We start from the raw sequence: 11,829 nt of genomic DNA, 5'->3' as shown, positions 1-11,829 counted from the left end.
CCGCGCCGGGCTCCCCTGCTGCGCCTGCAGCTTCGTCTCAAGCTCCCAAGTCGACGCCCACTCCCGCAGCGAAGCCGGCTCCCAAGCCTGCTCCTACGCCAATGGCAACGGCACCCAAGGCAGCCCCCGCGCCTGCGGCAAAGCCCGCTCCGGCAGCCCCCAAAAGCGCTGCGCCTGCTTCCCCTGCTGCGCCTGCAGCTCCGGCTCAAGCTCCCAAGCCGACGCCCACTCCCGCAGCAAAGCCAGCCCCCAAGGGGCCTGCCGCCGCACAGACTCCCCCCACGGCCAAGGCTCCATCGTCTCAAGTCGCGCCGTCGTCAGGATTACTGCCGCTGCTGCCGGAGGCTGCCCGTACCAAGCTCGACCGTCTTGCCCCCTATGCCGCAAACATACGAAGCTTCTTTCGGCCGCAAGGCCTGGCGCTTCGCCTGCTCCTGTCCTGTGTGCTGCTGCCCACTCTGGTGGTTTTCCTTTATCTGGCCCTCTTCGCCTCGGACATCTATCTGGCCGAAGCAAAGTTTGCCATACGCAGCCAGAACCAGCAGCAGTCCCTGGACATGCTGTCCACTTTTTTCCGTACCAACTCCTCGTCCCTGAGCGATTCCTACATCGTCCAGAACTACATCCAGTCCATGGACATGATCGACAAGGTGGATGGCAAGTTGCATATACGGGACCACTACGCGGATCGCAGCCATGACATCTGGTACCGTCTGACGCGCAACGCGACCCAGGACGAGATACTGCGCTACTGGAGCTGGGCCGTGGTGACAACCTTTGACCCGGACACCAGTATCATGACTGTCCAGGTCAAGGCCTTCAGTCCACAGATGGCACAGGCCGTCTGCCAAGCCATCCTTGATGCCAGCGAGGCCCTGGTCAATGCCATGAACGATCGTGCCCGGACCGATGCCATATCCCAGGCCCAGGCAGAGGTCGCCCGTGCCGAGGCCCGTATCCGTACGGCCCACGAGGCTATGCGGCAATACCGGGAGCGCACGGTAATCCTCGATCCGCAGGCTGTGGCCAGCGGCCTGTACAGTCTCGTCAACCAACTGGAAGGGGAGATCACCAAAACTACAGCGGAACTGGCCGAAGCCTCGACCTATATGCAGGCCGACAGCCCCCGGGTGGTCATGCTCCAGAACCGGCTGGCTGTCCTGCAGAAACAGCTCCAGAGCGAAAAGGCGCGTCTGGCCAGCCAGATGCAAGGCGACAAGCCCCTGAGTGCTCTTGTCAGCGAATTCCAGAGCCTGACTCTGGAAGAAGAATTCGCCCAGAAACAGTTGACCTCTGCCATGGCCTCGCTGGAAACAGCACGCGTCCAGGCCGAGTCCAAATCTCTTTATGTGGAATCGTTCCAGAAGCCCATGGTGCCGGATGAATCCCTCTATCCCCGCCCCATAGTCTTCAGTCTGGTGTTCATGCTGGCAGCCGCGGTGCTGCTTGGTCTTGTCTCTCTTATCGTTGCTGCCATCCGGGAGCATGCGGGGTTCTGATGAAATATCTGTCTTTGTCCTGCGCTGTCATGCTTGCGGCGCTTCTTGTCATGTCGCCCTGTGCCCAGGCTTATTCCACAGACACTGTCAGAAAGCAGGCCCTGATGGGAGGACTTTCTGACGGTGTGAGCAAACAACAACAGACATCCGCCAACAGCAGTAATGGTAATGCTGTTCCTGCGGCCGCGGGCGTCAAGGCAACGGGCACCGGCATGCAGAATATGGATGCCATGTATCCCCAAAATGGAAAACCCTCCGGGAGTACAGTGAATAACGCTCAGCAGGCAGCTCCTTACCGGCCCCCGCTGCGCCAGCCTGTGCCTCTGCAGGCCCCCCCTGCCTGGGCCCAGACCACCTATCCGACTCCTCTCGTGGAAGGTCTTCTGCCCTACGGGGCCAGCCTGTTCCGGGGCAACTTTGCCAATACGTACCAGGAAGGCTTGCAACCCCAGTACATCATCTCTCCCGGTGACCGCATCATGCTGCGCGCCTGGGGTGCCTTCACCTATGACGACATCCTTGTCGTCGATCAGCAGGGCAACATCTTCGTGCCCGAAGTTGGTCCCATCAGCGTGGGCGGGCTCAGCAACGCCCAGTTGCAGGGCACCATAAAGAACCAGATCTCCTCGGTCTTCACTTCCAACGTCCAGATCTACACCAATCTGATGAGTTCCCAGCCCGTGGCCGTCTTCGTGACAGGGCATGTGCTCAATCCCGGCCGTTATGCGGGCGGGCAGCAGGATTCCATCCTCTATTATCTGGACAGGGCCGGCGGTATCGCTCCCGAACGCGGCAGCTTCCGCCACATCGTGGTCAAGCGCGGCAAGCGCGTCGTGGCCAACATCGACCTCTATGACTTCCTGACCAACGGGGATCTGCCCAAAGTCCAGCTCCAGGACGGTGACGTCATCCTCGTGCGGGACAGGGGCATGGGCATCGCCGCCACAGGCCTGATCCGCCAGCCGGCCTTCTACGAATTCGATCCCGGCAAAGTCAGCGGGGCCAGCCTGGTCAAGGTCGCCTGGCCTCTGCCCAGTGCCAGTCACGTCAGTGTGTCCGGGACCCGCAATGGCTCCGAATACCACACCTATATGACCATGGCGGAATTCAGGTCCTTCACCCTGCATGATGAGGATATCGTGGAGTTCCATGCGGACACGCCCGGCAACACCATCATGGTGGGTGCCACGGGGGCCATCCTGGGCAATTCCCGTTTTCCCGTCGTCAAAGGGACGACCCTGCGCCAGCTGCTCCAGTATATCCAGGTGGATGCCAATCTGGCTTCCATCGAGGCCATCTATCTGCGCCGCCAGTCCGTGGCCGAACAGCAGAAAAAGACCATCCAGGATTCGCTCATCCGTCTGGAGCAGCGGGCCCTCACGGCCACGTCCCAGTCCGTGGACGAGGCCAACATCCGCATCAAGGAAGCGGAACTGATCCAGGACTTCGTGCAGCGGGCCAGCAAGATCGAGCCTGACGGCGTGGTCGTGGTCTGCCGCAAGGGGCAGATCAATGACCTCATCCTGGAAGAAGGCGATATCGTCTACGTTCCGCAAAAGTCCGGTGTGGTCCAGGTCGCCGGCGAGGTGACCATGCCCAAGGCTGTGGTCTACAACGAGCACCTCAAGCTCAAGGATTACATCAACAGTGCCGGCGGCTACACGGACAGAGCCGATGCCAGCAGCGTCCTCGTGCTCAAGCCCAATGGCGAGGTCGGTCCCATCGCCTCGCTGGGCGTCGGGCCCGGTGACCAGATCATGGTCCTGCCTGCCTACGACAGCAAGGCCGTACAATCCATCAAGGATATCGTCCAGATCATCTACCAGCTGGCCGTGTCCGCCGGTGTGGTCCTGGTGCCGTTCTGGTCATGATCCCGCGTTATTTCGGTTATCTTTTCCGGCAGGTGCGCCAGAGGCTGACACCGGCAGTCCGACTGCCGCGTTGGCCTCTGCTGCTCCTGCAGGCACCGGAACAAGATTTCTGGGCGCTTTTTTCTCCCGGCATGGCACGTGTCCCCTATCTGGAGACGTTTCTTGACCGGGATGTCCGCTATCTTCCTGCCTGGAAAGGTCGCACGTGGTTATGGTCTCGTCTGGGACAGCGCTGTTGTGGCGTTTTGGCCTGGGGGCTCAAACAGAGTGGTAAGGCCGCAGAAGCCTTGGCGCGCAGCCACGGTCTCCCCCTCCTCCGCCTGGAGGACGGCTTCCTGCGTTCCCTCGACCTGGGAGTGAAAGGTGCACCACCGTATGCCCTGGTGGTGGACGATACAGGCATCTACTACGATTCTACCCGGCCCTCGGCACTGGAGAACCAGCTCAACAGTGACGGCTGGCAAACACCGGAACTGCTGGCGGAAGCCCGCAGCGCCATATCTGCCATCCTGGCGTACAATCTGAGCAAGTATAACCATGCTCCGGATGCCCCCGCAGACCTGATCCTGGACAGGGGCCGTCCACGCATCCTGATCCTGGACCAGACGCGCCATGACCTGAGCGTCCTCCTTGGTGGGGCAGATGCCGGTACGTTCACCAGCATGCTGGAAGCAGCCTGCCGTGAACATCCCGGTGCGGATATCTGGGTCAAGACCCATCCCGATGTGCTCAGCGGCCGCAAACAGGGGTTCTTCGATCCTCATGATCTGCCCGCCGGTGTGCATCTTCTGGCAGAAGATGTGAGCCCTCTCAGCCTGCTGCGCCAGGTGGATGAAGTTTACTGCGTCACCTCGCAGATGGGGTTCGAAGCCCTGCTGCTGGGCAAAAAGGTCCATTGTTTCGGCATGCCCTTCTATGCCGGATGGGGACTGACGCACGACAGGCAGCATTGCCCCCGCCGTACGGCAGTCCGCACTCTGGAAGAAGTTTTTGCCGCTGCCTATATCCTGTACAGCCGCTACGTCCACCCTGTAACGGGACGTCGCTGCGGCATCATGGATATCATCCGTCTGCTGGCGGAACAGCGCCGCCGCAACGAACTGAACCGGGGATTCCATGCCTGCTTAGGGTTCCGGCTCTGGAAACACGAACAGGCCCGTGCCTTCCTCGCCTCCACAGGGGGGACCCAGGCTTTCTTCACTGATGAAGGAAAAGCCGTGGCCGCAGCCAAGGCCCGGCAGGGGCGGGTCGTCGTCTGGTCTTCCAAGGAGAGCCCCACACTGTCTGCCCTCTGCCGACAGCAGCATGTGCCCCTTCTGCGCATGGAAGACGGCTTCATCCGCTCCAAAGGACTGGGGTCGGACTTTATCCGTCCGGGCTCCCTGGTACTTGACGATTTGGGGATCTATTATGACCCGCGCCAGCCCAGCCGCCTGGAGCAGCTGATCCGCAACGGCATCGAGGATTCCGGCCTTCTGGAGCAGGCACGCGCCCTGCGGGAAGAATTGTGCCGTAGCGGCATCACCAAATATAACGTCGGTTCGATGGCAGACCTGCCCGCTCTGCCGACCGACAGGACCATCGTCCTCGTGCCCGGCCAGGTGGAAGATGATGCCTCCGTACGTACGGGAGGCTGCGGCATCCACTCCAATCTGGAGCTCCTGCAGGCCGTCCGCAAAGTCAGGCCCCAAGCCTTCATCATTTACAAGGAACACCCCGATGTCAGCAGCGGCAACAGGAAAGGAGCCCTGCAGGACAGCGATGTGGCAGGGCTGGCAGATGCCTTCGTGCGCAAGACCGCCATCAGCCAGCTTTACCGGCGCTGCCACGAAGTCCATACCCTGACCTCACAGTCCGGTTTCGAAGCCCTGTTACGCGGTATCCCCGTCTTTACCTATGGGGGACCGTTCTATGCGGGCTGGGGGCTGACAAGGGACAGATTATCTTTTCCAAGACGCAAAGCCATTGCTTCCGTAGATGTCCTTGTCGCTGCCGTCCTTCTGTGCTATCCAGCCTATTACGATTGGGAACATCGTTGTTTCACTGACTGTATGGCTTTTCTTGCAAAGCTGAAATCACATATCCAGCCTCCCAAGGTGTAATTTGCATGTCTGGCACACGCAGTTTCCTTTTTTTACAGGGTCCCTATGGCCCGTTTTTCTATCGCCTGGGCGAAAAACTTGAAGAACATGGCTGCCGGGTACGCAAAGTCGTGACCAACGGCGGCGAATGGATCTTCTGGCCAAGGCTGCGTAATGTCTGCTTCTGGCGGGGCCATAATTACGAATGGCCCTTCTGGATCAGTCAGTGCATGACGGAGAACCATACGACGGATATCGTCCTGATGGGAGACTGGCGTCCCTTGCACCGTGAGGCCATCCTGCTGGCACGGCAACGGGGCATCCGGGTCTGGGTCTATGAGGAAGGCTACCTGCGTCCCCGCTTCATCACGCTGGAAGAAGGCGGGGTCAACGGCGCATCTCCCCTGCCGAAGACCGGGGAGGAGATCCGGCAGCGAGCCCGGACGTACGAGGCGGACTATCCCTATGGGCTTTCCGCAGCAAGCAACCCCCAAAGCAATCGTGTCTGGCAAATCATCAAGCATTTTGCCGGTTTCCTGCTCTGCTGGCCGTTTTTCCCGCGCTATAAGACCCATCGTCCGGATGGCGCCATCCGGGAGCTGACGGGCATCATTCCCCGCTACTTCATGCGTCACCGGCGGCGCAGGGATTCCCTCAAGGTATTGCGGACCTTTTTGCACCAGAAGGTCCCCTTTTATGTCATGCCCCTGCAGCTGGATTCGGATTCCCAGATCCGTCGGCATTCGCCCTTCACCGGTATCCTGGAGTCCATGGCCCTGGTCATCACCAGTTTTGCCCGTCATGCGCCCAAGGACAGCTACCTGCTCATCAAGAACCACCCGTTCGATAACGGTCTCATCAATTACAGGCGTTACATGCGTTCGCTGGGCAGGGCTTGCGGCTGTGCCAACCGGTTGCGCTTCGTCGAGGCAGGACAGGTAAACATGATCATCCAGGGGTGCAAAGCTGTCGTGCTCTGCAACAGCACGGTCGGCCTGAGCGCCCTGCGCCTGAACAAGGCCGTGTACTGTCTGGGCAACGCCATCTATGCCGTACCGGGTCTGGCGGTGAACGCCGACCAGATGTCACTGGACGATTTCTGGCAGCAGTATGTCCCGCCGGACGAAGCACTGCTTGCCGACTTTCTGCGTCTGCTCAAAAATGAGGCCCTTCTCCCGGGGAATTTCTATTCCCGTGAAGGCATCACCGATACCATCGAAGCGTCCCTGCAACGCATGGGGATCACGGAGCCGCGCGCGACATCACGCCCCTAAACGGATCCCGGTTCTCCATCAGCGGCCTCCGCTTGCATCGGCAGATGCCCGTCCTCCGTGGTTCAAAAGTCCGTGGAGCCTGTCGGCCCCTACTCCCCCTTCTTCAGACGGTACAGGGTCAGGCCGTGCGGCAGGGTCGCCTCTTCACTGACGGTATAGCCCAACCACAGCAGGGGCCGCAGATCCGCGGCATTCCGTGCCGGGAACAGCAGCTCGCGCCGGGCCTCGGGCAGCAGGCTTTCCATCTGCAACAGCAGCATGGTCTCCACATACTGTCCCTGCCATTGCGGGTGCACCAGCAACCGGGCCAGATGCTGCCTGCCGTCCACTTCCCGCCCGCATACGGCCCCCACCATGGTGTCATCTTCCATCAGGGCCCGCAGTACCACACCGTGGGCAAAAAAATCCTCCAGCGTGTCCCCGGCCGCTTCGGGCAGGGGCTGCCCTTCCGGCAGCAGACGCGCCCGCACCATTTCCTGCAACTGCACAAGAGTAGCCAGATCTTCCCGACCGGCCTTTTCAAGACGGATCATGCATGTCCTCCTTTTCAGAGTCCAGACTAGCAGGGGAATGTGGCTGTCGCAAGCAGGCTGCCCTGCAGCATGCATCACTATGCTGCCCGATCCCCCGGCCAACAGTTGCAGTCCGTACGCCGCAACAAACACGGGCATAAAATATTTTTTGCGTACGGCCGTCCTGCGATGGAACATTTTTCCCCTTGGGACAAGCGCTGACAAGGGCAGGGAATTGTGGCATGGTCGCGGCATGAAGACTGCAAAGCATTTCACGACCATCGATCAGATCTGGGAACACCTGGACGGCCTTGGTTTCTTCCACATGGACCTAAGCCTGACGCGTATGGAGACCGCCCTCTCCCGTCTGGGCCTTTCCCGCCCGCCCTTCGTGGTGGCCCAGATCGTGGGCACCAACGGCAAGGGCTCCACGTCCGCCTTCCTGGACAGTCTGTCCCGCGCCCACGGTTGCCGCACGGGACTCTATACCTCGCCGCATTTCCTTTCCCCCTGCGAGCGCATCCGCATCGACGGCGTGCCCCTGCCGGGGGCCCTGTGGCCCGAGCTGGCCACGGAAGTCTACGCGGCACGCCCGGACCTGACCTATTTCGAATTCCTGACCGTGCTGGCCATCCTGGCCTTTGCCCGCCAGGGCGTACAGCTGGCCGTCATGGAGGCCGGGCTGGGCGGCGCCCATGACGCCACCACGGCCCTGGCCAGCGACCTGACCTGTTTCGCGCCCGTGGCCATGGATCATGCCGCCATCCTGGGCCCCACCCTGCGCGACATCGCTCTGGACAAATGCGGTGCCATCCGCCCCCGCGTGCCGGTGGTCAGCGCGCCCCAGTTCCCGGCTGCCGAAGAAGTCCTGCACCGGCAGGCCGAACAGCTGGCCGCTCCCCTGCACATCGTCTCCCCCCTGCCGGGCAACATGCCGCTGGGGCTGGCCGGACCGCACCAGCGCATCAATGCCGCCGTGGCCCTGCATGCCTGGCAGGCTCTGGCCCCGCGCCTACATGTGACGCCGCGGCCTGATGCCGTGGCACGGGGACTGGCCCAAGCTTTCGTGCCCGGGCGTTTGCAGTCCGTGCCCGCCACGGACCAGCATCCGCCCCTGCTGCTGGACGGTGCCCACAATGCCCACGGCATGGCCGCTTTGCTGGCCCATGTGCGCCAGTCCGGCCTGCGTCCGCGCGCGGCCATCTATTCCTGCCTGGGCGACAAGGACTGGCACCCGGCCCTGATGCTGCTCAAGCGGGCCCTGGGTGACGCGCCGCTCTTCATCCCGGCCCTGCACAACGAACGCGCCGCCGACGCCACCCAGGTGGTGGCCACCGCCAATGCCGCGGCCCCGGCCAATGCCACCCTGCTGCCCGACGTGCGCAACGCCCTGGATGCCGTGCGTGATCTGCCCGGCGACGACAAGGCCCCGGTCATCATCAGCGGCTCCCTGTACATGCTGGCGGAATTCTACAGCCTCTATCCCCACCTTCTGGAACAGCCCGCCTCCGCCCGGGGCGCCAAGGAGGACGCATGAACCACCTTTTCCGTGCCCTGCCGTCCATGAACGCCAGTCTGGATGCCCTGCTGACGGCGGACAAGGCCCTGCATGATCTGCCCCGCCCCCTGCTGCGCGAGGCCGTCACGGATTTCTGGAACAGCCGCCGCGACGACATCCGCGCCGGTCGCGTGCAGGATGCCGCCGAACTGGCTCTGGAGGCCTGCCTTCCCGAGCTGCTGGCCTTCGTCCGCCGCAAGACGGCACCGCGCCTGCGCAACGTCATCAATGGCACCGGTGTGGTCATCCATACCAACATGGGGCGTTCCGTGCTGGCCCGGAGCGCCCAGGAAGCCGTACGCCGGGTCATCTCCGGCTACTGCAACCTGGAGCTCGACCTGCACAGCGGCGGACGCGGCAGCCGCTATGTCATCATCGACGAGCTGCTGCAGCGCCTGACCGGCGCCGAGGCCGCCATGGTGGTCAACAACAATGCCGCCGCCGTCCTGCTGGTGCTGGATACCTTCTGCAAGGGCGGCGAGGTCATCGTCTCGCGCGGGGAACTGGTGGAGATCGGCGGCAGCTTCCGCATCCCGGAAGTGATGGAAAAAAGCGGTGCCCGCCTGCGCGAAGTGGGCGCCACCAACCGCTGCCACCTGCACGACTACGCCACGGCCATCAACGAAGATACCCGTGCCCTCATGCGCGTGCACACCTCCAACTACCGCATTGTGGGCTTCCATTCCGCCGTGCCCCTGCCCGATCTGGCGGCCCTGGCCCGGGAACACGGTCTGCCCGTCATCGAGGATCTGGGCAGCGGTTCCTTCATGGACTTTTCTTCCGTGGGCCTGCCCAACGAGCCCACAGTGCCCGAAGTGGTGGCCGGAGGCGCCGACGTGGTGACCTTCTCCGGCGACAAGGTGCTGGGGGGCCCGCAGTGCGGCCTCATCGTGGGCAGCCGGGAGCGCATCGAGGCTCTGAACAAGAATCCCCTCACCCGTGCCCTGCGCTGCGACAAGCTGACCATGGCCGCGCTGGAAGCCACACTGCGCCTCTATTGCGAGCCCGAACGCGCCCGCCGCGAGATCCCGACCCTGCGCGACATCTGCCGGGATCCCAAAGACCTGGCCCGTGCCGCCCGTTCGCTGGCCGCCCGGCTGCGCCGTGCCCTGGGCCCCGCCTGCCGCATCAGCCTGCGTCCCGATGTTTCCCGCGTGGGCGGCGGCGCCTTCCCGGAACGCGACCTGCCCACGACTCTGGTCTGTCTGGAACCTGCCGTCATGAGCGCCACGGCCCTCAAGCAGGCTCTGCTGGATACCACGCCGCCGGTGCTGGGCCGTCTGGAGGAAAGGAGCTTCTGCCTCGATCCGCGCACGCTCCTGCCCGAAGACCTGCCGCGCCTGACGGCCCTGCTCAAACAGCTGCTGGCCGGCTAGACCATATTTCCGCCCGCACCCCGCTCCACAGCGCCATGCGGGCCATGCCTCCCGGCCGTGCACCGGCCGGAGCATCACGCCCTGCCGTGGCCGCCGGATCTCCGGCCAGCCGGGTACCGGCTCCATGAAAAGGCAGCCGCAGTACCGCTGCCTAAAGGATACTGGATATGAAAAAAGCAGAAACGCCTTCCCTCACCTACAGTCCCCGCAATGCCTGGGACGTGTACACCACCGCTACCCAGAAGCGCCAGATGGACGCCCTGGTCAAGCGGTACATGGATTTCCTCAGCAATTGCAAGACCGAACGCGAGACCGTGGCCTATGTGCAGAAACGCCTGCAGGAAGCCGGGTTCAGCGAGGACTTCAAAAAGAACGCCGTGTTCCGCAACCTGCGCGGCAAGGCCATCTTCGCCGCCCGCAAGGGCAAGATCCCGCTGCAGAAGGGCGTGCATCTCATCGCCGCCCATGCCGACAGCCCCCGTCTAGACTTCAAGCAGCGCCCGCTGGTCGAACAGCCCGGCGTGGCCCAGGCCAAGACCCATTATTACGGCGGCATCCGCAAGTACCAGTGGCTGGCCCGTCCTCTGGCCCTGCACGGCGTGGTGGTGCTGGAGAACGGCAAAAGCATCAGCGTGGCCATCGGTGAAAAAGCCGGCGAGCCCGTCTTCACCATCGCCGATCTGCTGCCCCATCTGGCCCGCAAGCAAAACAGCCAGACCCTGGCCGAAGTCTTTGACGGCGAAAAGCTGAACATCATCCTGGGCCACAGCCCGGCCCCCACCGCCGCCAAGAACAAGGACATCAAGGAACCCATCAAGCAGCACGTGCTGGAGCTGCTCAACGCCAAGTACGGCATCCGCGAGGAAGATCTCGTCACCGCCGAGCTCCAGGTCGTGCCCGCCGGCCCCGCCACCTATGTGGGCTTCGACAAGGGCCTGGTGGGCGGCTACGGACAGGACGACCGCATCTGCGTCTTCACCGCCCTGGAGGCCCTGCTCAACGCCAAGAACACCAACCGCCTCTGCCCCAACATGGCCGTCATGTTCTGGGACAAGGAGGAGATCGGCTCCGACGGCGCCACCGGCGCGGCTTCCCGCTTCCTGCAGTACTGCTTCGAAGATCTGGCCCGCGCCTGGGCCCCGGGCATCCCGGTCTCGCAGGTGCTGCTCAACACCCGCGCCCTGTCCGCCGACGTGGACGCCGCCTTCGACCCCGACTTCCCCGAAGTGCACGAAAAGCAGAACGCCGCCCAGCTGGGCCACGGCCCCGTCTGCTCCAAGTACTCCGGCTCCGGCGGCAAATACGGTGCCAGCGATGCCGATGCCGAGTTCTACGGCTATGTGCGCGGCCTGTTCAACGCCCGCAACATCCCCTGGCAACCCGCCGAACTGGGCAAGGTGGACGTGGGCGGCGGCGGTACCGTGGCCCTCTTCCTGGCCGCCTACGGCATGCAGGTCATCGACTGCGGCCCGGCCCTCCTTTCCATGCACAGCCCCTTCGAGCTGGCCAGCTGCGTGGACATCCTTGCCACTGCCGAAGCCTATAAGGCCTTCCTCGAAGGCTAGCCCGCCGCTGCCGAGGTGGCATCATTGAGAGGGGGCGGGGACGTTTTTTGTGTTGGAACCGAAGGTTTNAATTCAACCTTTCGTCCAACCATC

At 63.0% G+C, this 11,829-nt stretch carries 8 protein-coding genes; 7 read left to right on the top strand and 1 reads right to left on the bottom strand.

All coding sequences use genetic code 11. The features are described from left to right. Positions 1-443 precede the first annotated feature (443 nt). The 4 genes from DESPIG_RS06515 (at position 444) to DESPIG_RS06500 (ending at position 6,725) form a co-directional block, all read left to right on the top strand. Complete coding sequence (locus DESPIG_RS06515) at positions 444-1,499, top strand: KpsE/RkpR family capsule polysaccharide export protein (RefSeq protein WP_006006510.1); 1,056 nt, start codon at positions 444-446, stop codon at positions 1,497-1,499. 266 nt (positions 1,500-1,765) lie between these two features. Then, on the top strand, positions 1,766-3,370 hold the full coding sequence (locus DESPIG_RS06510) for a polysaccharide biosynthesis/export family protein (protein ID WP_246118357.1): 1,605 nt from the start codon (positions 1,766-1,768) through the stop codon (positions 3,368-3,370). Next, positions 3,367-5,472, top strand: coding sequence for a capsular polysaccharide biosynthesis protein (locus tag DESPIG_RS06505; RefSeq protein WP_006006507.1), 2,106 nt, complete (start codon positions 3,367-3,369; stop codon positions 5,470-5,472). The genes DESPIG_RS06510 and DESPIG_RS06505 overlap by 4 nt, the downstream gene beginning before the upstream one ends. Positions 5,473-5,477: 5 nt before the next feature. Next, a complete protein-coding gene (locus tag DESPIG_RS06500) occupies positions 5,478-6,725 on the top strand; it encodes a capsule biosynthesis protein (RefSeq protein WP_040369587.1) in 1,248 nt (415 codons plus the stop codon). 89 nt (positions 6,726-6,814) lie between these two features. On the opposite strand, the gene DESPIG_RS06495 is transcribed toward DESPIG_RS06500, so the two are convergent. Continuing rightward, entirely contained in the window at positions 6,815-7,258 is a 444-nt protein-coding gene (locus DESPIG_RS06495) for a GNAT family protein (protein WP_040369586.1), read from the bottom strand. 232 nt (positions 7,259-7,490) lie between these two features. On the opposite strand from DESPIG_RS06495, the gene DESPIG_RS06490 reads away from it, so the two are divergent. The 3 genes from DESPIG_RS06490 (at position 7,491) to DESPIG_RS06480 (ending at position 11,736) form a co-directional block, all read left to right on the top strand. After that, positions 7,491-8,774 (top strand): bifunctional folylpolyglutamate synthase/dihydrofolate synthase, encoded by a 1,284-nt coding sequence (locus DESPIG_RS06490; RefSeq protein WP_006006499.1) that lies wholly within the window; start codon positions 7,491-7,493, stop codon positions 8,772-8,774. Next, the gene (gene selA, locus DESPIG_RS06485) at positions 8,771-10,171 is read left to right on the top strand and encodes an L-seryl-tRNA(Sec) selenium transferase (RefSeq protein WP_006006497.1); all 1,401 of its coding nucleotides are present in this window, start codon (positions 8,771-8,773) and stop codon (positions 10,169-10,171) included. Before DESPIG_RS06490 ends, selA begins: the two co-directional genes overlap by 4 nt. Positions 10,172-10,338: 167 nt before the next feature. Then, complete coding sequence (locus DESPIG_RS06480; RefSeq protein WP_006006494.1) at positions 10,339-11,736, top strand: aminopeptidase; 1,398 nt, start codon at positions 10,339-10,341, stop codon at positions 11,734-11,736. Positions 11,737-11,829: the final 93 nt, after the last annotated feature.

Source organism: Desulfovibrio piger ATCC 29098 (assembly GCF_000156375.1).
In the GTDB taxonomy this organism is placed as follows: Bacteria; Desulfobacterota; Desulfovibrionia; order Desulfovibrionales; family Desulfovibrionaceae; genus Desulfovibrio; species Desulfovibrio piger.
The sequence above is the reverse complement of the archived record's forward strand: the minus strand, read 5'-3'. Positions and strand labels throughout refer to the sequence as shown.

Coding starts and splice junctions, on each gene's coding strand:
- DESPIG_RS06505 (WP_006006507.1), top strand. CDS start 3,367: ATGATCCCGCGTTATTTCGGTTATCTTTTCCGGCAGGTGCGCCAGAGG.
- DESPIG_RS06500 (WP_040369587.1), top strand. CDS start 5,478: ATGTCTGGCACACGCAGTTTCCTTTTTTTACAGGGTCCCTATGGCCCG.
- DESPIG_RS06495 (WP_040369586.1), bottom strand. CDS start 7,258: ATGATCCGTCTTGAAAAGGCCGGTCGGGAAGATCTGGCTACTCTTGTG.
- DESPIG_RS06490 (WP_006006499.1), top strand. CDS start 7,491: ATGAAGACTGCAAAGCATTTCACGACCATCGATCAGATCTGGGAACAC.
- selA (WP_006006497.1), top strand. CDS start 8,771: ATGAACCACCTTTTCCGTGCCCTGCCGTCCATGAACGCCAGTCTGGAT.
- DESPIG_RS06480 (WP_006006494.1), top strand. CDS start 10,339: ATGAAAAAAGCAGAAACGCCTTCCCTCACCTACAGTCCCCGCAATGCC.